The organism is Micromonospora sp. BL1 (genome assembly GCF_003667485.1).
Lineage (GTDB): Bacteria > Actinomycetota > Actinomycetes > Mycobacteriales > Micromonosporaceae > Micromonospora > Micromonospora tulbaghiae.
Window position 1 is genome coordinate 1 of record NZ_RCVK01000259.1, and the last position, 21262, is coordinate 21262.

At 73.4% G+C, this 21262-nt stretch carries 18 protein-coding genes; 10 read left to right on the forward strand and 8 right to left on the reverse strand.

Features of this window, described 5'->3' with window-relative positions:
- The coding region (locus tag EAD96_RS17845; RefSeq protein ID WP_147457897.1) for a metallophosphoesterase at positions 1 to 880 on the reverse strand (880 nt) is incomplete at its 3' end.
- 25 nt (positions 881 to 905) lie between these two features.
- Between EAD96_RS17845 and EAD96_RS17850 the strand changes: the two genes are divergently transcribed.
- Positions 906 to 1361 (forward strand): GatB/YqeY domain-containing protein, encoded by a 456-nt coding sequence (locus EAD96_RS17850; protein ID WP_121685109.1) that lies wholly within the window; start codon positions 906 to 908, stop codon positions 1359 to 1361.
- 76 nt (positions 1362 to 1437) lie between these two features.
- Here the strand turns inward: EAD96_RS17850 and EAD96_RS17855 are convergent, their stop codons facing one another.
- Positions 1438 to 3882, reverse strand: a complete 2445-nt coding sequence (locus EAD96_RS17855; protein WP_013474969.1) for a transglycosylase domain-containing protein — start codon at positions 3880 to 3882, stop codon at positions 1438 to 1440.
- Between the two features lie 404 nt (positions 3883 to 4286).
- Between EAD96_RS17855 and EAD96_RS17860 the strand changes: the two genes are divergently transcribed.
- Positions 4287 to 4607, forward strand: a complete 321-nt coding sequence (locus EAD96_RS17860; RefSeq protein ID WP_013289026.1) for a WhiB family transcriptional regulator — start codon at positions 4287 to 4289, stop codon at positions 4605 to 4607.
- 9 nt (positions 4608 to 4616) lie between these two features.
- On the opposite strand, the gene EAD96_RS17865 is transcribed toward EAD96_RS17860, so the two are convergent.
- The 3 genes from EAD96_RS17865 to EAD96_RS17875 are packed head-to-tail and all read right to left on the reverse strand — an operon-like array spanning position 4617 to position 7434.
- Positions 4617 to 5765: an ArsA-related P-loop ATPase gene (locus tag EAD96_RS17865; RefSeq protein ID WP_176739757.1), complete on the reverse strand. Its 1149-nt coding sequence runs from the start codon at positions 5763 to 5765 to the stop codon at positions 4617 to 4619.
- Positions 5766 to 5819: 54 nt separating this feature from the next.
- Positions 5820 to 6794, reverse strand: a complete 975-nt coding sequence (locus EAD96_RS17870; RefSeq protein WP_121685110.1) for an ArsA-related P-loop ATPase — start codon at positions 6792 to 6794, stop codon at positions 5820 to 5822.
- A 49-nt stretch (positions 6795 to 6843) separates the two neighbouring features.
- Positions 6844 to 7434, reverse strand: coding sequence for a hypothetical protein (locus EAD96_RS17875; protein ID WP_120572749.1), 591 nt, complete (start codon positions 7432 to 7434; stop codon positions 6844 to 6846).
- A 336-nt stretch (positions 7435 to 7770) separates the two neighbouring features.
- Between EAD96_RS17875 and EAD96_RS17880 the strand changes: the two genes are divergently transcribed.
- From EAD96_RS17880 to EAD96_RS17910, 7 genes are all read left to right on the forward strand, one after another.
- Positions 7771 to 8211 carry a hypothetical protein gene (locus EAD96_RS17880; RefSeq protein ID WP_120572750.1) on the forward strand — a complete coding sequence of 147 codons (441 nt, stop codon included), beginning with the start codon at positions 7771 to 7773 and terminating at the stop codon, positions 8209 to 8211.
- A 62-nt stretch (positions 8212 to 8273) separates the two neighbouring features.
- Positions 8274 to 8429 carry a DUF4177 domain-containing protein gene (locus EAD96_RS17885; RefSeq protein WP_013289021.1) on the forward strand — a complete coding sequence of 52 codons (156 nt, stop codon included), beginning with the start codon at positions 8274 to 8276 and terminating at the stop codon, positions 8427 to 8429.
- Positions 8430 to 8434: 5 nt separating this feature from the next.
- The gene (locus EAD96_RS17890) at positions 8435 to 8896 is read left to right on the forward strand and encodes a RidA family protein (protein WP_120572751.1); all 462 of its coding nucleotides are present in this window, start codon (positions 8435 to 8437) and stop codon (positions 8894 to 8896) included.
- Between the two features lie 140 nt (positions 8897 to 9036).
- Complete coding sequence (locus EAD96_RS17895) at positions 9037 to 9825, forward strand: MBL fold metallo-hydrolase (RefSeq protein ID WP_121685111.1); 789 nt, start codon at positions 9037 to 9039, stop codon at positions 9823 to 9825.
- Positions 9822 to 13403 (forward strand): adenylate/guanylate cyclase domain-containing protein, encoded by a 3582-nt coding sequence (locus EAD96_RS17900; RefSeq protein ID WP_121685112.1) that lies wholly within the window; start codon positions 9822 to 9824, stop codon positions 13401 to 13403. Before EAD96_RS17895 ends, EAD96_RS17900 begins: the two co-directional genes overlap by 4 nt.
- Positions 13404 to 13542: 139 nt before the next feature.
- Complete coding sequence (locus EAD96_RS17905; protein WP_120572754.1) at positions 13543 to 14001, forward strand: hypothetical protein; 459 nt, start codon at positions 13543 to 13545, stop codon at positions 13999 to 14001.
- 30 nt (positions 14002 to 14031) lie between these two features.
- Positions 14032 to 15507 carry a serine/threonine-protein kinase gene (locus EAD96_RS17910; protein ID WP_121685113.1) on the forward strand — a complete coding sequence of 492 codons (1476 nt, stop codon included), beginning with the start codon at positions 14032 to 14034 and terminating at the stop codon, positions 15505 to 15507.
- Here EAD96_RS17910 and EAD96_RS17915 read toward each other — a convergent pair.
- Positions 15494 to 15958, reverse strand: a complete 465-nt coding sequence (locus EAD96_RS17915; protein WP_121685114.1) for a hypothetical protein — start codon at positions 15956 to 15958, stop codon at positions 15494 to 15496. The genes EAD96_RS17910 and EAD96_RS17915 overlap by 14 nt on opposite strands.
- Before the next feature lie 235 nt (positions 15959 to 16193).
- Here EAD96_RS17915 and EAD96_RS17920 point away from each other — a divergent pair, with 235 nt between their 5' ends.
- A complete protein-coding gene (locus tag EAD96_RS17920; RefSeq protein ID WP_121685115.1) occupies positions 16194 to 17972 on the forward strand; it encodes an alpha/beta hydrolase in 1779 nt (592 codons plus the stop codon).
- 102 nt (positions 17973 to 18074) lie between these two features.
- Here EAD96_RS17920 and EAD96_RS17925 read toward each other — a convergent pair whose 3' ends face one another.
- Positions 18075 to 19238, reverse strand: a complete 1164-nt coding sequence (locus tag EAD96_RS17925) for an acyl-CoA dehydrogenase family protein (RefSeq protein ID WP_121685116.1) — start codon at positions 19236 to 19238, stop codon at positions 18075 to 18077.
- On the reverse strand, positions 19235 to 21211 hold the full coding sequence (locus tag EAD96_RS17930; RefSeq protein WP_121685117.1) for a biotin carboxylase N-terminal domain-containing protein: 1977 nt from the start codon (positions 21209 to 21211) through the stop codon (positions 19235 to 19237). The genes EAD96_RS17925 and EAD96_RS17930 overlap by 4 nt, the downstream gene beginning before the upstream one ends.
- Positions 21212 to 21262 lie beyond the last annotated feature (51 nt).

Sequence of the window (21262 nt, forward strand, 5' to 3'; positions counted from 1 at the left end):
GCGTGAGGATGCTGGCCTCGGGTGGGCAGGCGAAGCGGATCGGGGCGGTGGGGTGGGTGCCGAGGCCGGCGGAGACGTGCAGCCAGGAGTCGGAGCCGGGCCAGCGGTGCAGCCCGCGCGCCATCGAGCGGGGCAGCCCGCAGTTGGTCACCAGCGCGCCGTACCCGGGCACGCAGACCTGGCCGCCGTGGGTGTGCCCGGCCAGCAGCAGGCCGAAGCCGTCGGCCGCCATCCGGTCCAGCAGGACCGGCTCCGGGGAGTGCGACAGCGCGATGGACAGCGCCGCGTCGCGGCTGACCGGGCCGGCCACGGCGTCGTAGTCGTCCCGTTCGATGTGGGGGTCGTCGACGCCTGCCAGCTCGATCTCCCGCCCGCCGGCCTTGAGCGTGGTGCGGGCGTTGTTCAGGTCGGCCCAGCCGGCGCCGGTGAGGATGTCGCGCAGTTCCTCGTACGGCAGCGGCACACCCTCGGTGTACTCCCGGTCGGGCAGGAAGTAGGTGAAGGGGTTCTTCAGGACCGGCCCGGTGTAGTCGTTGGAGCCGAAGACGAACGCGCCGGGCAGGTCGAGCAGCGGTTGCAGGGCGCGCAGCACGCCCGGCACCGACTCGGGGTGCGCCATGTTGTCGCCGGTGACCACGACCAGGTCCGGGTCGAGTGCGGCCAGGGAGGCCACCCAGTCCTGCTTGCGTCGCTGGCCGGGCATCATGTGCAGGTCGGAGAGGTGCAGCACCCGCAGCGGTTCGGCGTCGGTCGGGAGCACCGGCACGTCGTACCGGCGGAGGGTGAACATGTTGCGCTCGACGAGCGACGCGTACGCCAGGGTGGCCGCGCCGGCGGCGACGGTTCCGGCCGCGAGCCGGAATAGTGTGCGCTTTCGCATGGCATTCAGGGTAGTTTCACCGTCCATGAGCACGCTGAAGGACCGTCTCACCGCCGACATGCGCGCCGCTCTCAAGGCGCGCGACGAGCTGACCACCTCCACGCTGCGGATGGCCCTGGCCGCCGTGGGCAACGCCGAGGTCGCCGGCCGGGAAAAGCGCGAGCTCAGCGACGACGAGGTGCTCGCCGTGCTGACCAAGGAGGCGAAGAAGCGCCGCGAGGCGGCGGTGGCGTTCGCCGACGCGGGGCGCGCCGAGCAGGCCGGCAAGGAGACCGCCGAGGGCGAGGTGCTGGAGCGCTACCTGCCCAAGCAGCTCTCCGACGAGGAGCTGTCCGAGCTGGTCTCGGGGGCGCTCGCCGCGGGCGGCTTCACCGGTAAGGCGCAGATGGGCCCGGCCATGAAGGCGGCCCAGGCCGCGGTGGCCGGCCGGGCCGAGGGTGGTCGGGTGGCCGCCGAGGTACGCCGCCAGCTCGGTCTCTGACCCGGCGCTTCCGTAGCGCGGAAACGACGACGGCCACCTCCCGGAGGAGGTGGCCGTCGCTGTCTGCTGTCCGGGATCAGTTCCCGGGTCGTCCCGGTCTGCCGTTACCCGGTCCGCCGGGGCCACCCGGCCGGTCCGGTGTCGCGGTGCCGCCCTGCTCCGGGGTGCCGCCCTGGCCGGAGCTGACCTCGATCATCACCACGCCGCCCTTGATGGTGCGCCCGTCGGGGCTGGTGCCGGCCGCGGTGCCGGCCGGGCACTCCGACGGCACCTTGTTGCTGGAGACCACCGGCTCGAAGCCGGCACCCTTCAGCCGGGACTTCGCGGTCTCGATCGACTCGCACTTCACGCCCGGGATGGAGCGCTGGTCGCCCAGGACGATCTTGCCGCTGGGCGGGGTGAAGTTCTTCCGCTCCTTGCCCTTCATGGCGTCACGCAGCGTCTGGTAGACCGCCGGGTTGATGCCCTGTGGCGTCTCGTCGTGGCCCATCTTCTGGTTGGTCTGCGGCCAGTCCGGGTCGGCCATGATGCCGGCCACCGCGTACTGCTTGGTCATCGCGACCAGGGCCGAGGTGCGGTCGGAGTCGGTGGTGCCGGACTTGCCGGCCACCGGCGCGTTGACGATGTTGCGGACGTTGCCGGCGGTGGCGGGGCCGCACTTGGTGGTGGAGGAGCGGTCACCGACCGGGCAGCGCGCGGCGTCGACGGCGGCGCGGGCCACCTCGGTGCTGACCCGCTGCTCGCAGCGGGGGTTGGCGACGTCCAGCTTCTCGCCGTCCGGACCGCGGATCTCCTGCACCGGGATCGGCTCGCAGTACTTGCCGTCGGCGGCGAGCGTGGCGTACGCGTTCGCCAGCTCCAGCGGCGTGGTCTGGGAGACGCCGAGGCTGAACGCGCCCCACTGGTGCGGGTTGGCGGCGAGCTGCGCGTCGCTCGACGAGCGGAACGTGATGCCGAGCTTCTGCGCGGCCTTCACCACGTTCTCCGCGCCGACCCGCTGCTGCAGGTCGATGAAGAACGTGTTCACCGAGAAGCCGAAGCCGCTCCACATGTTGTGCATGCCGGCCATCGCGGGGTTGGCGTTCTTCGGGCAGTACTTGCTGGTGCCCGGGCAGGCGGCGGGGGAGTTGAACTCGACCGGGTAGTCCGACTTGAACACCGGCTGCGCGTTGATGGGGTAGCTGAGCGGGTAGCCCTTCTCCAGCGCGGCCACCAGCGTGAAGATCTTGAAGGTCGAGCCGGCCTGGTAGCCGGCGATGCCGGGACCACCGGTGACCAGCGGGTTCACCGTGTTGGGGTAGTTGCCCCGGATCTTCTTCTTGGCCTTCTTCGGGTCGCTGGAAATCTTGTTCTGCGGGTCGGCCGGGTCGTCGAGCTTGAAGTTCCGGTTCACCGCCACGGCACGGACCCGGCCGGTGCCCGGTTCGACGGCGGCCACCATCCGGGCCGCCTTGCTGCTCTCGCCGAGCTTGTTGCGGACGGCCTTGTCGGCGCCCTTCTGCGCCTGGACGTCCAGCGTGGAGATGATCGTGTAGCCGCCGCTCTTGAGCCGCCGCTCCCGGTCGTACGAGGTGGCGCCGAACGTCTCCTGCTGGAGCCACCAGCGGTAGAGGTAGTCGCAGAAGAAGCCCCAGGAGCGGGTGGTGGTCTGGGTGCAGCCGTTCGGGGTGCGCTTGCCCCTGACCTCGAGCTTGATCTTCTTGGCGGCGTCCGCCTCCTGCTGGTTGATCGCGCCGATCTGCACCATGTTCTGGATGACGTAGTCGCGCCGGCCGACCGCCTCGGGGTAGCCCGACTTGGTGGTCGGGTCGAACGAGGTGGGGGCCTTCACCATGCCGGCGAGCATCGCCGACTCCTGGATGTCGAGCTTGCTCGGCGGCTTGTTGAAGTAGACCTGGCTGGCCGCCCAGATGCCGTACGCGCCGTTGCCGAACGCGGCGATGTTCAGGTAGCGCCGGAGGATCTCGTCCTTGGAGAGTTCCTTGTCGACCTGGAGCGCCAGGCTCATCTCGCGCAGCTTGCGACCGCTGGTGTCCTCGGTCGCGGCGACGACGTCGGCCGGGTGGGTGGCCGAGTAGGAGATGGCCAGCCGGACGTACTGCATGGTGAGCGTCGACGCGCCCTGCCGGGAGGAGCCGGCGGCCTGGTTGTTGACGAAGGCCCGCGCCACACCGTTGATGTCCACGCCGTTGTGCTTGTAGAAGTCGTGGTCCTCGGCCGCGATGATGGCCTTCTGCATGTACGGCGAGATGTCCTTGAGCTGGACGTCCTTGCGGTTCTCGTCGTACATCGTGGCCAGCACGGTCTTGCCGTCGGCCGCGAGCAGCTTGGTGATCTGGGGTGCCCGGGCGACTGTCAGCTCCTTGGGCAGCGCCTCGAACGTCTCCGCTCCGGCCTTGGCGGCCAGTCCGGACATCGCTGCCACGGGGAAGGCCGCCGCGGCGACCACCACTCCGGCCAAGAGGCCGCAGATCAGCAGCGATGCGGCGTTGGTCAGCACGTTGTGGTCACGTTTCCGCATCCAGGTCACCTCGACAGGGTACGCGAGTAGGAATCGGCGGGCGCGTGGGGAAGTTTCCCCATTTCCTGCATGCGCCGGCCTCGTTGTGCTAAACGCACGAGCCCTGGTCCGGGGTTGCGTGAGATCCGGCGGAAGTCTCTGCCGAAGTCCGGCAGTGGCGCAGCGTTTTCACGTACTCGGGCGGGGTAGTCGCGGGGCGAAAGCCCGGGAAGCCGGGAGTGTCCGGAATGATGGATTTCGCCGACAACGTTGCGTAATCGGGCGACTACACAGCATGATGGTGGCGGCGACCGCAGCCATGAGTCGTTTGTGCCGCCCTGGGGAGGCCGGCGCGAACGACCGGGGGGAAGTACGAGGGCTGCTCGCGCGAAGTCGGTAGGTACTGCAAGGGGGGACGTGTACAGATGGGCATGATCACTGACTGGCCGTCACTGGCGGCGTGTCAGAACGGAGACCCGGACGCGTTGTTCGTACAGGGCGCCGAACAGAACGTGGCGAAGAGGATCTGCCGGAGCTGCCCAGTTCGGTACGAGTGCCTGGCCGACGCGCTCGACAACCGGATCGAGTTCGGGGTGTGGGGTGGCATGACCGAGCGCGAACGCCGGGCGTTGCTGCGCCGCCACCCGCAGGTCACCAGCTGGCGCAAGATGTTCGAGGCGGCCATGAAGAAGAACGCCAAGGAGAAGGCCGGCAAGGACAAGATCCTGGTCACCACGGCCAACTGACCGGACCGGTCAGCTCCGGCTGATCGCCTCGCCGATCGTCCGCAGCCCGTCGACGTCGTGCACGTCGGCGGGCTGCGCCGTCACCGACACCGCCGGCACCGCCGGGAACGCCTCGGTGAACCGGGCCGCCACCTGCTCCTCGCGTACCGCCTGCTGGGCCAGCGCGGCGTGCGCGCGCAACACCTCGACGGTGCCCTCGTGCCCACCCACGCCGGCCAGCCGCTCCGCGGCGGCCAGGCTCTCCGCGGCGGACAGGTCCGCCGCCGGCCGGTGCACCCGGTTGAGCACCAGCCCGGCCAACGGCATCCGCTCCTCCCGCAGGCGACCGGCGAAGTAGGCGGCCTCCCGGACCGCGTCCGGCTCCGGCGCCGCGACCAGCAGGAACGCCGTCTCCCGGGCCTGGAGGATCCGGTACGTCTGTTCGGCGCGCTGCCGGAACCCGCCGAACATCGAGTCGAGGGCGGCCACGAAGCCGGACAGGTCGGTGAGCAGCTGGGCGCCGATCACCTTCTGCACCACCTTCGAGAACATCCCGAAGCTCGCCGTGACCAGGCTGAACATGCTCCGCCCGCCGCTGCGCGCCGGGGCCAGCAGCAGCCGCAGCATCCGGCCGTCGAGGAACCGGGACAGCCGGGCCGGCGCGTCCAGGAAGTCGAGCGCGGAGCGCGACGGCGGCGTGTCCACCACGATCAGGTCCCACTCGCCCCGGGCGTGCAACTGGCCCAGCTTCTCCATCGCCATGTATTCCTGCGTGCCGGCGAAGGTGGAACTCATGGCCTGGTAGAAGGGGTTGGCGAAGATCTCCGCCGCCTTCGCCGGGTCGGTGTGCTGGAGCACCACGTCGTCGAACGTGCGCTTCATGTCGAGCATCATGGCGTGCAGTTCACCGCCGCCGGCCTCGACGTCGATGCCCTTGACCTGCCGGGGTGTGTTGTCCAGCTCGGTCAGGCCGAGCGACTGGGCCAGCCGGCGCGCCGGGTCGATGGTGAGCACCACCGTCCGCCGGCCGTGCCGCTCGGCCGCGCGCAGCGCCAGCGCCGCCGCCGTGGTCGTCTTGCCCACGCCGCCCGCCCCGCAGCAGACCACGATCCGTACGCCGTCGTCGGCGAGGATCTGGTCGACGTCAAGCGGAGGCGCCGCGTCTTCGGAAGGCACCAATCGAGCGTATCGGTCCCGAGGGGCACTCTGCTCCGTGCCGGCCGCAGGTGTGAGTCAATCCGCCCGGACGAGGGCCTCGGCGAGCGTCTCCAGCCCGGCCCGGTCGACCCCCTCGGGCAGCAGCGGCAACTCGACCAGGGGCAGGCCGAGATCCACCAGGTCACCCCGGAGGGAGTCCTCCAGCTCACGGCGTACCTGCTGGTCACGGGCCTCCTCGACGAGCCCGGCCACGGTCGGGCCGTCGGTCGGCAGGCCGGCGGCGGCCAGCCCGCGCTTCAGCTCGGCCGCGGTGACCGCCCGACCGGCCGGCACCGGCGGGCGGACGCCGTTGACGATCACGCGGCCGACCGGGAAACCGAGCTGGGTCAGCTCCGCGACCGCGTCGAGCGTCTCCTGGACCGGCATCTCCTCCAGCAGCGTGACCACGTGCACAGCGGTCATCGGCGACCGGAGCAGCGCGGAGACGCCCTCGCTCTGGGTCTTGATCGGGCCGACCTTCGCCAGCCGGGCCGTCTCCGCCGTGACGTTGAGGAAGCGGCCGATCCGCCCGGTCGGCGGCGCGTCCAGCACCACCGCGTCGTACGTCCGGCGTGACCCGTTCGTCCGGGTGGTCGCCTCCTTGACCTTGCCGGTGAGCAGCACGTCGCGCAGGCCCGGCGCGATGGTGGTGGCGAAGTCGATCGCGCCGAGCTTGCGCAGCGCCCGGCCGGCGGCGCCGAGCTTGTAGAACATGTCCAGGTATTCGAGGAGCGCCTCCTCGGCGTCGACCGCCAGCGCCCGCACCTCACCGCCGCCGGGCGCGTCGGCGAGGTGCCGCTCCTCGTACGGCAGCGGATCGGTGCCGAAGAGCTGGGCGATGCCCTGCCGGCCCTCCACCTCGACCAGCAGGGTGCGCCGGCCCTCGGCGGCCAGGCCGAGGGCCAGCGCGGCGGCCACGCTCGTCTTTCCCGTGCCGCCCTTGCCGGTCACCACGTGCAGGCGGGCCGGCCATCTGCCGGCGGGCTCGGCCGGCTGCTCACTCGCTGCCATCCGTCGAGCCTAACCAGCCGTTGGGACCAGCTCTGTCCGGCCGGTGGGATCAGCCGACCTCGCAGACCCACCAACCCGTCTTCCGCACCACAGTGAAACGCAGCGCCTGCTCGGCGACCTTCTCGTCGGCGGTGGTCATGGTCACCCGGGCGGAGACGGTGGCCCGGTCCCCGGTCTGGTTGTCGACGGTCGGGGTGGGCCAGCGGAACCGGGGGTTCTGGTACTGCGCGACGTACTTCTGCACCTCGGCGACCTTCGTGGCGATCTTCTCGTCGTCGCGGGCCGCGGAGCAGACGAACGTGGCCGCCTTCTCGGCGTCACGTTCCTGGTAGACGGCCTTGAGGAAGCCGTCCACCGCGACCTGCGGCTCCTTCGCGCCCTGGCCGTCCTCGCTGTCGCGCAGCGCGAGGAACGCGGCAGTGCCCCCGCCGCCGCAGAGCAGGACCGCGGCGGCCAGCACCAGCGAGACGATCAGCACCGCCGGTCGCTTGCGCGGCTGCGGATACGGCGGTGTGCCGGACGGGTAGGCCGGCGGGCCGGCTGTGGGTGCGGATCCCGGCGGTGCGCCGCCGGTGGGCGGCGGTTGCGGATTCGGGTCGCCGGGCGTGCCGGTGTCGCCACCGGCGGGCGGTTGGGTCATCTGTCTCCCCCGGGTTGCGGCTCCCGTCGCCGCCCCAGGCGACGGGCACGGGTCGAGGTGTGCGGGCGCGCGTCGGCGCGCGTCCAGTCCGGAAGGGTATCGGTCGGCGGGGCGCTTGCCAGCCCCGCGTACGCGCCCCGCCGGACGGAGTCGGCTACCGCGTTCCCGACCAGCCTTGTGTCGCAAATGTGACTGGAGGTGACGAGACGTGCGCGTCCCGTTGCCGGGACTTGTCGCAGGATCTACGTTCGTCCCCGACGCGGAGAGCCGGGCCGGGGACGGCTCCGAGCCGGATGGCGGTGTTGGTTGAACAGGTACGACGCCCGGAGGCGAAGGATGCGCGACGCGGAGAACAGTCCCCGAGGTCAGTTCCCGGGTGACCGGGCCGGACGGCCGGGCGATGCCGAGGGGCCGGCCGCGCCGTTCAACGAGCGCTCCTACGGCTCGGCGGCCGACGGGATCCGGACGCTTCCCCGTTCCGGCGGGAAGGGGCGGGACGAGGACGAGCCCGGCTACGTCATCCACCTCCAGGTCCGGGTGCCCGACCTGGCGGCGGCCACCGCGCTCGCCGGCACGGTGGCCACCTCGCTGGGCTTCCTGGTGGAGCTGGACGCGGGCGAGACCACCGTCTCCACCGCCGACGACCAGAACAACAGGCACCGGGTCTTCTGCGACCTGCTGCTGCCCGACCGCAGCCGGTGCCCGCAGCGCTTCGAGCACGAGGGCCCGTGCGGCGAGCCGCCGCCGGCGCCGGAGCCGCGTCCCGCGTCCTGGTGACCGCGGCGGACCGTAGGCTGTGCCTGACCGAAGTCCAAGTCAGGCAAGGGAGCCCTCCTCCGATGCAGAAGTGGGAATACGCCACGGTGCCGCTGCTGGTCCACGCGACCAAGCAGATCCTCGACAACTGGGGCGAGGACGGCTGGGAACTGGTCTCCGTGGTCCCCGGCCCGAACCCGGAGCAGCTCGTCGCGTACCTGAAGCGTCCGAAGGGCTGACCTCCATGAGCAACGGACCCCACGCGAAGCTCGCCGAGCTCGGCCTCGCGCTGCCCGAGGTGGTGCCGCCGGTGGCCAGCTACGTGCCGGCCGTCCAGTCCGGGCAGCACGTCTACGTGTCCGGCCAGCTGCCGATGGCCGAGGGCAAGCTGCTCGCCACCGGGAAGGTCGGCAACGGCGTCTCGGCCGAGCAGGCGAAGGACCTGGCGGAGCGGTGCGCGCTGAACGCGCTCGCCGCGATCGACGCGCTGGTCGGGCTGGAGAACGTGGTCAAGGTCGTGAAGCTGACCGGCTTCGTGGCCAGCGCACCCGGCTTCACCGGCCAGCCCGGCGTGATCAACGGCGCCTCCGACCTGTTCGGCGCCGTGTTCGGCGAGGCCGGCCGCCACGCCCGCAGCGCCGTAGGCGTGGCGGAGCTTCCCCTGGACGCCCCCGTAGAGGTAGAGGTCATCGTCGAGGTCGCGTGACCCGCGCCCGCCGCTGAAGCCCGCGATCTTGCGGTTGTGGCCCCGGCAGAAGCCCCAGACGGGGACAAAGCTCGGGCCGGAACTGCAAGATCGCGGGGAGTGGCGGGCGGAGTCGTACGATCGCACCCATGGGTGGGCGTATGGCCGGTGCGGCGGGGGCGCTTGCGGACGGGCTGCCGGGGTGGGTGACGTTGCTGCGTGCGCCGAACCCGGGGCCGATGACGCTCGACGGGACGAACACGTGGGTGCTGCGGGCCGGGCCGGACGCGCCCGCCGTCGTGGTCGACCCGGGGCCCGCCGACGAGGGGCACCTGGCCGCCATCGCGGCGCACGGGCCGGTCGGGCTCGTGCTGATCACGCACGGACACGCGGACCACACCGAGGGCGCGCCCCGGCTCAGCGAGCTGCTCGGCGGCGTGCACGTGCTCGCCGCCGACCCGGCGCACACCATCGGTGGTGAGCCGCTGACCGAGCCGGGCGAGGACTTCGGCGGGTTCGGCCTGGAGATCCGGCTGCTGCCCACCCCCGGGCACACCGCCGACTCGGTCTGCCTCGTCGCCGCGCACGACGGCGAGCGCGTCGTGCTGACCGGTGACACCATCCTCGGCCGGGGCACCACAGTGGTCGCCCACCCGGACGGGCACCTCGGCGACTACCTGTCGAGCCTGGAACTGCTCTCCGCGTACCGGGGGATCCCGGCGCTGCCGGGCCACGGCCCGGCGCTGGCCGACTGCGGTGTGGCGGCCGACTTCTACCTGGCCCACCGGCGGGCCCGGCTGGACCAGGTGCGCGCCGCCGTCGCCGCGGGCGCCACCACCGCCGCCGAGGTGGTCGCCGTGGTCTACGCCGACGTCGACAGGTCGCTGTGGTGGGCCGCCGAGTGGTCGGTCCGGGCCCAGCTCGAACACCTCGGGGTGGAGCAGCCGTGACCTGCCCGGTGTGCGGAACCGTAGCCGTGCCCGGGGCGCGGTTCTGCCACAACTGCGGGGCGGCGCTGCCGGCTGCCGCCACGCTGCCCGCCGCCGAGCGCCGCGTGGTGACCGTGCTCTTCGGCGACCTGTCGGACTTCACCTCCTGGTCGGAGGACCTGGACCCGGAACGGGTCGGCGCGGTCACCGACCGGGTGCTCGCCGCCCTCGCGGGCGCGGTCAAGACGTTCGGCGGGCACGTCGACAAGCTCACCGGCGACGGGATCATGGCGGTCTTCGGCGCGCCGGTCGCGCACGAGGACGACGCCGAGCGGGCCGTCCGCGCGGCGCTGTCCATGCAGCGCGCGGTGCGGCGGGTGCTCGACGACGAGCGCGGCGGTGGCGCGCCGCTGGGCCTGCGCGTCGGCCTCAACACCGGCGACGTGATCGCCGGCATCCAGGCGGCGATCGAGTACACGGTCATCGGCGACACGGTGAACACCGCCGCCCGGCTGGCCGACGCCGCAGCGGTCGGCGCGGTCTACGCCGGGGCGCGCACCTCCGCCGCGACCCGGCACGTCGCCTCCTGGCGTGCCCTGCGCCCGCTGCGGCTCAAGGGCAAGCGGGAGCCGGTCGAGGCGTACGAGCTGCTGGGCCTGCTCGACGCGCCCGGCACCCGGTCCGGCCTGGGCGACGAGGCGCCGTTCGTGGGCCGGGAGACCGAGATCGGCCGGGTGGCCGGCCGGCTCGCCGAGGTGATCGACCGGGGTGAGCCCCGGGTGCTGCTGATGACCGCCGAGGCGGGGATCGGCAAGTCCCGGTTCGCGGCCGAGGTGGAACGCCTCGCGGCCGGCTACGACGTCGGCGCCGGGCGGTACGCGGCGCACACCGGCGCCCGGGTGCTCTCGGTGCGGTGCGCGGCGTTCGGCGAGCGTCGCCGGCTGGCGCCGCTGGCCGACCTGGTCCGGGCCGCCGTCGGCCTGCCCGGCGACGCGGCCACCGCCGTCACCCGGCCCGCCGTCGAGGAGCGGCTGCGCCGCCTCGGCCAGCGCCTGTCCCGGCTGCCCGGGGACCCGCCGCCGATCGCCGTGGACCAGCTCCTGGCCCTGCTCGGGTACGCCGAACTCCCGCCCGCCACGGAGAACGGCGAGTGGAACGCGGCCGGGCCGCCGCCGGACGACGAGGCGGTGCCGACGGCTGTCGCGGACCTGCTCAGCGCGCTCGCCGTGGAGGCGCCGCTGGTGATCGTGGTGGACGACCTGCACGACGCGACCGCCGAGACGCTCAAGGCGCTGGCGCTGACCCTCAACCGGCTCAGCGGGCCGGTGCTGGTGATGCTGCTCGGCCGTCCCGAGCTGGTACGCACCGCCGGTGCGCTGACCCGCGTCGCGGACGCCGAGGTGCACGCGCTGCCGCCGCTGCGCGGCGCTGATGCGTCCCGGCTGCTCACCAGCTACCTGTCCGGCGGCCGCATGCCACAGGCCGACGCGGACCGCCTGCTCGCCACCGCGCAGGGCAACCCGTTCTACCTGGCCGAGCTGGTCACGCTGCTGATGGAGCGCGGAGCGCTCACCGCCGGCCCGGGCCGGGGCGCCGACGTCGGCTGGCGGCTCGCCCCCGGCTCGCTGGGCAGCCGGCTGCTCTCCCGGGACCTGGCCGCGGTGCTCGCGGCGCGTATCGACGCACTGCCGCCCAACGCCCGCTCGGCGCTGCGCGACGCCGCTGTGGTGGGCGACACCGTACCGGCGGGCGCGCTGGAGGCGCTTCGGGAGCAGCGGGTCGGACGGGACGGGCGGCCCGCCGCGGTGGCCGCCGTCGAGCTGGACCGGGCCGTTGAGGAACTGCTGCAACGGCGCATGCTGCACCGCACCCGCAGCGGGTTCGCCTTCGCCACCCCGCTGATGCGGGAGGCCGCGTACGCCGGGGTGAGCAAGGCCGAGCTGGCCGAGCGGCACGCGGCGCTGGCCCGCTGGGCCGCGCCGGAGAGCGTCGACGAGACCGGCGCCGCACCGGGCGGCGCGTTCACCGAGTCCGCCCGGGACGACTTCGTCGCCGAGCACGTCGAGCGGGCCACAGCGCTCGCCGACGCGGTCAAGCTGCGCCCGGACGCGCCGGCCCGGGCGGTCACCCCGCTGGGCGTGGCCGCGCTGGGCCGGGCCGCCCGCCGGTCGCTGCGTTCGGGGGAGCCGGCGCTCGCCGTCGAGTACGCCGAGCGCGCGGCCGAACTGGCCCGCGACGGGGTGCCACCGGCCGACCGGGTGGTGCACGCCCGGGCGCTGCTCCAGGTCGGCCGCCCGGCCGACGCGCTCGCGTTCGCCGAGAAGATCGCCGCGAACACCGGCGACCCGGCCACCCGTACCGCCGCGCTGCTGCTCGCCGGTCAGGCCCAGCAGACCCTCGGCGACGCCGGGCGGGCCGAGTGCAACTGGCAGGAGGCGTTGCAGGTGGCCACCGACAACGACCTGCCCACCCTGCGGGCCTCGGCGATGCGGCGGCTCGGCATGGCCGACTTCATCGCCGGCCGGCTCGGACAGGCGAGCAGCCGGCTGGCCGCGTCCTACCAGGTCAGCCTCGCCGCACGGGATCCCCGCGGGCAGGCCTGGTCGTTGCAGAACCTGGCCTGGGTGACCACCACCCGGGGCGACTTCGCCGGCACCGACGCGGTGCTCGGCCGGGCCGCCCGGCTCTTCGCCGAGCTGAAGGACCCGTACGGGCGGGCCTGGCTGCGCGGCACCACCGCATTCGCCCGGCTGCTCGCGGGCCGGCTGCGGGAGGCGTGCCGGATGGCGCGGGTGTTCCTGCCGTTCGGGGAGCGGGTCGGCGAGGCGTGGGCGGTGGGGACGCTGCGCGCGGTCGAGGCGTACGCCACCGCCGAACTGGGCGACCTGGCCGAGGCGGACCGGGCGGCGCGGCGCGCGTACCGGGACTTCGCCGAGGTGGGCGACGACTGGGGGCAGGGCTTCGCGCTGGTGGTGCGTGGGGTGGTGGCGCGTGGGCTGGGCGAGCCGGAACACGCGGCCGACCTGTTCACCGAGGCGCTCGAGTACGCCGACCGGACCACCCACCCGCTGCTCACCGGCATGGCCGGCACGCTGCGCGGCTTCGTGGCGCTGGACATGGGCGACCACGAGACCGCCGAGCGGGAGGCGCGGTCGGTGCTGACCCGGGTGGAGCCGCACAACCCGCAGGCGCCGGCCCAGGTCGCGCCGCGGGTGCTGCTCGCCATGGCCCGCCTCGCGGCGGGTGATCCGGGCACCGCGGTGGGGCTGCTCGCCCCGGTGGCCACCGGCGCGGCGAACGCGCCCTCGCTGCTGTTCTCGCGGCGGCAGACGATGGCCCGGTACGCCGCCGCGCTGCTCGCCCACGGCCAGCGCGAGCAGGCGCTCGACTGGGCGCAGCGGTCGATCACCGCTCCGGCCGAGGACGTGCGCAGCCAGGTGGTGGCGCTGCTGGTGCTGGCCGAGGCGCTCGACGCCTGCGGTCGCCGGGCCGAGGCGCTGACAAACGCGGAGGAGGCGGTACGCCTCGCGTACGCCACCGAGCAGCGCAGTGAGCGGATGGTCGCGGACGCGTTGCGGGTCCGCCTCTCCGGCGGCTGATCGTCCTTGTTCTGACGGTTCCGGGGATGTGTTCGTCGGTGGGGCCGGTTAGCGTGGGGCGGCGACAGCCGTGGATCGGCTGTCGCCTCCTCCCGGTGCGCGCGCCTGCGTCACCGGCAGACCATGCTGGGGAGGAACGATGAGGCTGCCGCGCTCGGTCGCCGGCTGGACGATCGCGGTCTTCGGGCTCCTCGCGCTGCTGCTCGGTGCGCTCGGTCTGATCTGGCCGGAGACGCAGCTACGCCTGCTCGGCTTCGAGGTGCCGGCCGAGCGCGCTCCGGGCGACTACACCGGCACGTTCCTCACCGCGTCCTCGATGGCCTCGTTCAACATGGGGGTCTACTACCTGCTCGCCGTCGCCACCGAGTGGCGGCCGTTCTACCGGTTCACCGTGTGGTTCCGCCTGGTCACCTTCACCGTGTTCACCATCGCGGTGCTCTCCGACGTGGCGCCGGACCGCTTCTTCGCGGTCGCCGCGTGGGAGGGGCTGGGTGCTGTCGCGACAGCTGCCGGCCTGTGGTGGGACGCCCGCCGGGCGGGCGCTGCGGCTGACGACTCCGTCCCGGGTCCGGTGCCGGCCACCGACGCGGCGCGCTGACGGGTCCGGATCGTTGGGTATTTTCGAGCCGTGACCGAGACCCCGCCCGGCGCCCTGCGGCTGCCCATCGTGCCCGGTCTGACCGATCTGCAGGTGTTCGCCCGGGGCGGCTACGCCACCATCTACCGGGCCACGCAGATCTCCGTGGGCCGCGAGGTCGCGGTCAAGATTGAGAACCGCACACTGGACAGCGAGCGAGACCAGGCCCGCTTCCTGCGCGAGGCCCGTGCCGCCGGGCGGATGTCGTCGCACCCGCACGTGGTGGACCTGTTCGACGTGGGTGTCACAGTCGACCAGCACCCCTACCTCATCATGGAGCTGTGCGACGGCTCGTACGCCGAACGGATGCGCACCTCGCCGCTGGGCCCGGCGGAGACCCGCGACCTCGGCGTGAAGATCGCCGACGCGCTGGCCCACTCGCACGCGGCGGGCGTCCTGCACCGCGACGTCAAGCCGGCGAACATCCTGCACTCCGAGTTCAACTCGGCCGTCCTGGCCGACTTCGGCTTGGCGGTGCTCGCCGAGTTCCGCGACTCCTCGGTGATGCTGGAGGCGCTCACCCCGGCGTACGCGCCACCGGAGACGTTCAACCACAGCCCGCCCACGCCCGCCGTCGACGTCTACTCGCTGTGCGCCACGCTCTACGCGGTGATGCACGGCCGTCCGCCGCGCTGGCACTCCGAACGCAACCCGAGCCTGGTCACCGTGCTGGAGATGTTCCAGCAGCCGATCCCGGGCCTGCCCGGCGTGCCCGGCGAGCTGATCGACGTACTCCGGTTGGGCATGTCGAACGACCCGGGCGCGCGGCCCTCCGCGGTCGAGCTGCGTGGCCTGCTCGCCTCGCTGCCGCTGGACGGCGCGCCGGCGACCGGCGGTCTGTACGACGGCGCCACCGGCGACCGGTTCCACCGCACCGGCGGGCCGAATCCGCGACCGCCGGCCGACGACGACCACCCGACGGTGGCCTCGCGTGCCCGGCGCTGGCCCAAGCGCTGGTTCCTCGGCGGCGCCGGGGTGCTGGCGCTGGCCGCCTCGGCCGGCGGCGGCTGGGTCGCGGGCGGCCACGCGCCGCCCGTCGCGCCGACGCCGGCGCCCAGCGGCGTGGCCGGTGCCGCGCCGGTGCCCGGCTGCGCGTCCGCCGACGTGCGGCTGCCCGCGGGGGCGCGCTGCGCGACGGAGCTGGAGTGCTTCGGTCCGGTACGGCTGCGCCGTGATCGGGCCGAGGCGAGCCGGGTGCCGTGCGACGGCCAGCACACCTGGGAGACCTACGCCGCCGGTGACCTGCCGGCTGGTCTCGCCGGGGCCCGGCACGAGACGGTCGCGGCCGACCCGGTTGTCGGCAAGGTGTGCAACGCCGCCACGTTCCGGCTGGTCAGCGGCGGCAAGTCGGCGAGCGGGTGGAACCTGGAGGTGCTGCCGCCGGAGGCCGAGGCGGACCGCACCTACCGCTGTCTGGCCGGCCGGGGCGTCAACGCGCTCGCCGGCCCCACGCTCACCGGTCGCTGAGGCCGTTCACGGTCCGGCTCTGCCGCACCGACCGCGGGTCGAGCGTCTCCAGCGTGTCGGCGTCCACCGCCGTCGGCGCCCGCATGCCGCGTACCACCCGCGGGTCCAGCGTCTCCAGCGTGTCCGCGTCGATCGGCTGGCCCGCCGGGGTGCGCAGGTTACGCACCGCGCGCGGATCGATGGCCTCCAGCGTGTCGGCGTCCACTCCGTACCCCTGGTGGGGGACCGGCCAGTTCTCGGCCTGCGGGGCGGGCCCGCCGGTGCCGCCGGGCTGGCGCGCGGCGGTGACCGTCACTCCCGTGATCATGGCGAGCAGGACGCAGACCAGGGCCAGCACGACCGACAGGATGCCGGGCGGACGCCACACGGCGAGGGTCACCACCGCCGCCACCGTCGCCATGGACGCGACGACGGCCTTCGCCCGCGCATCGGGCTTCGGGAACGATCTCACCCGACAAGCATGGCCCAGCGCGTCCACCTGTCAACCGGCGGGATGAGACGGCTTCCCGTCACCCAGGCTCCACTTCGGAGTCGCAGGTAGCGACGATCGAGAAAAAATCGTTACATCATCTGGTTGTTTGCCGTATCGATCCAGGTTTGGGGGCCACCAACGTGGGCGTCGATCCCTAAAGTGACGGGGGTCGAGGTCTCCTCGACGGATTCGTTCCCCGACGGAAGGCAGCTCCATGCCCCGTTCAATCCGATCCCTGGCCGCAACCGGGATCGCCGGCGTCCTCCTCGCCGGACCGGCCGTCGCGCCCGCCGCGGCGGCGACTCCGCAACCACCCGCGCACGACCGCACCAGCGCCGCGGAGGCGCGCCGGGTGGACCGCGTGCCGACGCCGAAGCTCGACTGGTACGCCTGCTACGACTACGCCGAGTGCGCCACGGTCCGGCTGCCGCTGGACTACGACAACCCGAAGGGCGCCACCACCGAGGTCGCGTTGCTGCGGGTCAAGGCCCGCGACCAGCAGCGCAAGGTCGGCAGCCTGTTCCTCAACCCGGGTGGCCCGGGTGGCTCCGGCACGAGCATCGCGCTCGCCGCGCCCTACTTCCTCGGCGACGACCTGCTCGACCGCTTCGACATCGTCGGCGTCGACCCGCGCGGCGTCGAGGCCAGCGAGAACATCAAGTGCTTCCGCTCGGTGAAGGACCAGACCCGGGCGTACGCCGGGCTGAACGTCGCGTTCCCGTGGACCAGGGCGGAGGAGAAGGCGTACGTCGCCGCGTCGAAGGCGGTCGGGAAGGCGTGCTCCACCACCGGCAAACCGCTGACCGGCGCGGCGTCCACCGCCGAGGTGGCCCGCGACATGGACGTGCTGCGCCGGGCTGTCGGCGACAAGTTGCTCAGCTACCTCGGGTTCAGCTACGGCACCGCGCTGGGCCAGTACTACGCCAACATGTTCCCGGACCGCTTCCGCGCGCTCGTCGTCGACGGTGTGCTCGACCCGAACGCCTGGGTCGGCCAGGGGAGTGCCCGCAACCAGCTCCAGGAGACGCGGCTGCGCAGCGCCGACGGGGCGTACCGGGCACTGCGGGAGATCCTGGCCCGGTGCGGCAGGGCCGGCGCCGAGCAGTGCGCGCTGGCCGCCACCGGCGATCCGCTCGCCGCGTACGACACGGTGGCCAAGCGGCTGCGCAAGAAGCCGGTGGTGATCGAGGACCCGGACTTCGGCTCCTTCACGGTCAGCTACGCCGACTTCGTCGGCGCCACGCTCGGCGCGCTCTACGACCCGTACGGCTGGCAGTCGGTCGTCGACATCACCGTGCAGCTCCTGGCTGCTACCGACCCGGCCGTCGGCAAGGCCGCCACCGCCTCGGCCCGCAAGGCGCTCGCCGCCCGCGCCGCGCAGGCGCGCCAGCAGCGCGGGTACGACTTCCCGTACGACAACGGGCTGGAGACGTTCCTGACCGTCGACTGCACCGACGCGTACCACCCGAAGAGCGCCGACGCCTGGCCGGCGCTGTCGGCGAAGGAGGACAAGCGGGCGCCCTACTTCGGGCGGGCGTGGGCCTGGGGCACCGCGCCCTGTGCCCGCAACACCTGGACCGTGCGGGACGAGGACGCCTGGACCGGGCCGTTCAACCGGGTCACCGCCGCCCCGGTGCTCGTGGTCGGCAACTACTGGGATCCGGCGACCAACTACCAGGGCGCGGTCAGCTCGGCGAAGCTGCTGCCGAACAGCCGCCTGCTGAGCAGCGACAGCTGGGGCCACACCGCGTACGGCACCTCGGCGTGCGCGACCGGCCGGATCGACGCGTACCTGCTGACCGGCAAGCTGCCGGCCAGGGGCACGCTCTGCGTCGGTGACGCGCAGCCGTTCCAGGAGGACGCGGCGGCAAGCCGGGCGGACGCGTCGAAGAGCGCGCTGGCCCGGGCGGGCGAGCCGGGCCGGGGTGAGCCGAAGCGGCTGCCGCCGGTGGCGACGCCGCGCCCGGCGGTCGGCACGCTGACCGTCCGCTGACGGACCCCCGGGGTACGGCGGGTGATCGGGCATCCGCCGTACCCCGGGCCCACCCCGCGCTCGGGCGAGGCGGGCGTCAGCCGCCCGGGTGGAAACCGCGGGTCAGTAGGACTTGTCCTGGCCGAGGACGTGCTGGGCGACGAAGTTGAGGATCATCTCCCGGCTGACCGGGGCGATCCGGCCCGCGCGTACCGCGCCGAGCAGCGTGGCCACGCCGTACTCGGTGGTCATGCCGGCCCCGCCGAGCGCCTGGACGGCGGTGTCGACGGCGAGCGCGGCGGCCTCGCCCGCCGCGTACTTGGCCATGTTGCCGGAGATGCCGGCTTCCAGGTCGCGGCCCGCGTCGTAGAGCGTCGCCGCCTTGTGGATCATCAACCGGGCCAGCTCGACCTGCACTGCCGCGTGCGCCAGCGGGTGCGCCACACCCTGGTGCGAGCCGATCGAGCGCCCGCCCCACACCTTGCGGGTGGACGTGTAGTCGCTTGCCTTCTCGATCGCGTACCGGCCGGTGCCGGCGCCCATCGCGGCAACGGTGATGCGCTCCGGGTTGAGCCCGGCGAACAGCGCGGGCAGCCCGGCGTCGAGCGACTCGCCGACGAGCGCGTCGGCGGGGAGCCGGACGTCGTCGAGGAACAGCAGGAACTGGTTCTCCGGCGACAGGATCTCCATGTCCAGCTTGGATTTCTCCAGGCCGGGCGCGTCGGTCGGCACGATGAACAACGCCGGCTTCAGCTTCCCGGTGGACGCGTCCTCGGTGCGGGCCACCACGAGCACGTGGCCGGCCTCGTCCACCCCGGAGATGTAGATCTTCCGGCCGCTGAGCAGCCAGTCGTCGCCGTCGCGCCGGGCCACAGTGGCGAGGCGGTGGAAGTTCGAGCCCGCGTCCGGCTCGGTGATCGCGAAGACGATCTTCTGGGAGCCGTCGGCAAGGCCGGGGAGGTGCTTCTTGCGCTGCTCCTCGGTGCCGTGCTTGTTGATGATCGTGGCGGCGATGGCGGGGGAGACCACGAGCAGCAGCAGCGGGCAGCCCGTCGCGGCCAGTTCCTCGCACACCAGCGCCAGCTCGGTGATGCCGCCGCCCCCGCCGCCGTACTCGGTGGGGATGTTCACGCCCAGGTAGCCCAGCCGGCCGGCCTCGTGCCACAGCTCGGTGGTGTGCTCACCGGACTTGGCCTTCTCGACGAAGTAGGAGTGGCCGTATTTGCGGCCCAACGCCCGTACGGCGTCGCGGAGCTGGTCCTGCTCGGGGGTCAGGTCGAAGTTCACTGCGGGTCCTCCTCGGGGTCCACCACGGCAAGTACGGCACCCGTCTCGACCTGGCCGCCGGCCGGCACCGGCAGCTCGGTCACCACGCCGTCGGCGGGGGCGAGCACGGGATGTTCGAGCTTCATCGCTTCCAGCGTCAGCAGCAGGTCACCGGCGGCGACCCGCTGGCCGACCTCCACGTGCACCCGGGTCACCGCGCCGGGCAGCGGCGCGAGCAGCGACCCGGCCGCCAGCTCCGCGGTGGGCAGTGGGAGGCGGGGCAGCTCGGTGAGGCTCGCCGCCCCGTCCGGGCCGTCCACGAAGACCGACGACCCCACCCGGTGTACGCGGAAAGCCCGCCGCACCCCGTCCACGTCGAGCAGCACCCGGTCCGGGGCGGTGTCCACGACCGTCACGGCCGGCGTGGCGTCGGACGGGGACACCGACCATTCGGCGAGCCCGCCGGTGCGGTCGAGCCGGTACCGGACCTCGATCTCCTCGTCGCCCGGCCCGGTGAACCGGGTGACCTGCGGGAAGGCGGGCACGTTGCGCCAGCCCGACGGCAACCCGGCCAGTACCGGTGCGGCGGCCCGGCGCGTGGCGGCCCCGGACAGCGCCGCCGCCAGTGCCGCCACCGGAAGCTGCTCGGCCGGCAGCAGCGGCTCGAACACCTCGGGGTGCCGGTCCAGGAAGCCGGTGTCCACGTCCACGGCCGCGAACTCCGCGCCGCGCAGCACGCGGACCAGCAGATCCCGGTTGGTCGCCACGCCGTGCAGTTCGGCGCGGGCGAGCGCACCTGCGAGCGCGCGGGCCGCCTCGGTGCGGGTGGGCGCCCAGGCGACCAGCTTCGCCAGCATCGAGTCGTAGTGCACGCTCACCGCCGAGCCGTCCACCACACCGGAGTCCAGGCGCAGCCCACGGGCCGGACCGAACTCGGCGGCCACCCCGGGAATCGCGAACCGGTGCAGCGTGCCGGTGGCCGGGCGGAAACCCTGAGCCGGGTCCTCGGCGCACAGCCGTACCTCGATGGCGTGACCGTCGGCGGGCGGCGTGGCGGTGACCGGCAGCGGCTCGCCCTCGGCGACGAGCAGTTGCAGCCGGACCAGGTCCAGCCCGGTGGTCAGCTCGGTGACCGGATGTTCCACCTGGAGGCGGGTGTTCATCTCCAGGAAGTGCACCTGCCCGTCCGGCGCGAGCAGGAACTCCACGGTTCCCGCGCCGACGTAGTCGACGGCCCGCCCGGCCGCCACCGCCGCCTCGTGCAGCGCCGCGCGCACGTCGTCGGGCAGCACACCGGGCGCCTCCTCGACGATCTTCTGGTGGCGGCGCTGGATCGAGCAGTCGCGTACCCCGAGGGCCACGACGGTGCCGTGGGTGTCGCCGAAGATCTGCACCTCGACGTGGCGGCCGCGTTCCACGTACCGCTCGATGAAGACGGTGCCGTCGCCGAACGCCGCAGCCGCCTCGCGGCGCGCGCCCGCGACGGCCTCGGCCAGCCCGGCGGCGTCGCGGACGATCCGCATGCCCCGGCCGCCGCCGCCCGCCGATGCCTTGACCAGCACCGGGAAGGCGGTGACCTCGGCCGGGTCGGTCCAGGTGGGCAGCATCGGCACGCCCGCGTCCGCGAGCAGCGCCTTGGCGGCCATCTTGTCGCCCATCGCGGCGATCGCCTTGGCCGACGGCCCGACCCAGGTCAGGCCCGCGTCGGTCACCGCCGCCGCGAACTCGGCGTTCTCCGCCAGGAACCCGTAGCCGGGGTGGACGGCGTCCGCGCCGGAGCGCCGGGCCGCGTCCAGGACGGCGTCGATGCGCAGGTACGTCTCGGCCGGCGTGTTACCGGGTAGCCGCACGGCCTGGTCGGCGTCGGCGACGAACGGCGCGTCGGCGTCCGCGTCGGAGTGCACGGCGACGGTGGCCACACCGAGGGCGCGGCAGGTGGCGAAGACCCGGCGGGCGATCTCGCCCCGGTTCGCAACCAGAAGTTTGTTGATCATCCGCGCTGAGCCTGCCTTTCGTTCGCGACTGCGGGACTCCGCTTCGCTGCG

What these genes read in the sequence shown, in the direction of transcription:
- EAD96_RS17850 (WP_121685109.1), top strand. Translation starts at nt 906, where the DNA reads ATGAGCACGCTGAAGGACCGTCTCACCGCCGACATGCGCGCCGCTCTC.
- EAD96_RS17855 (WP_013474969.1), bottom strand. Translation starts at nt 3,882, where the DNA reads ATGCGGAAACGTGACCACAACGTGCTGACCAACGCCGCATCGCTGCTG.
- EAD96_RS17860 (WP_013289026.1), top strand. Translation starts at nt 4,287, where the DNA reads ATGGGCATGATCACTGACTGGCCGTCACTGGCGGCGTGTCAGAACGGA.
- EAD96_RS17870 (WP_121685110.1), bottom strand. Translation starts at nt 6,794, where the DNA reads ATGGCAGCGAGTGAGCAGCCGGCCGAGCCCGCCGGCAGATGGCCGGCC.
- EAD96_RS17875 (WP_120572749.1), bottom strand. Translation starts at nt 7,434, where the DNA reads ATGACCCAACCGCCCGCCGGTGGCGACACCGGCACGCCCGGCGACCCG.
- EAD96_RS17880 (WP_120572750.1), top strand. Translation starts at nt 7,771, where the DNA reads ATGCGCGACGCGGAGAACAGTCCCCGAGGTCAGTTCCCGGGTGACCGG.
- EAD96_RS17885 (WP_013289021.1), top strand. Translation starts at nt 8,274, where the DNA reads ATGCAGAAGTGGGAATACGCCACGGTGCCGCTGCTGGTCCACGCGACC.
- EAD96_RS17890 (WP_120572751.1), top strand. Translation starts at nt 8,435, where the DNA reads ATGAGCAACGGACCCCACGCGAAGCTCGCCGAGCTCGGCCTCGCGCTG.
- EAD96_RS17895 (WP_121685111.1), top strand. Translation starts at nt 9,037, where the DNA reads ATGGCCGGTGCGGCGGGGGCGCTTGCGGACGGGCTGCCGGGGTGGGTG.
- EAD96_RS17905 (WP_120572754.1), top strand. Translation starts at nt 13,543, where the DNA reads ATGAGGCTGCCGCGCTCGGTCGCCGGCTGGACGATCGCGGTCTTCGGG.
- EAD96_RS17920 (WP_121685115.1), top strand. Translation starts at nt 16,194, where the DNA reads ATGCCCCGTTCAATCCGATCCCTGGCCGCAACCGGGATCGCCGGCGTC.
- EAD96_RS17930 (WP_121685117.1), bottom strand. Translation starts at nt 21,211, where the DNA reads ATGATCAACAAACTTCTGGTTGCGAACCGGGGCGAGATCGCCCGCCGG.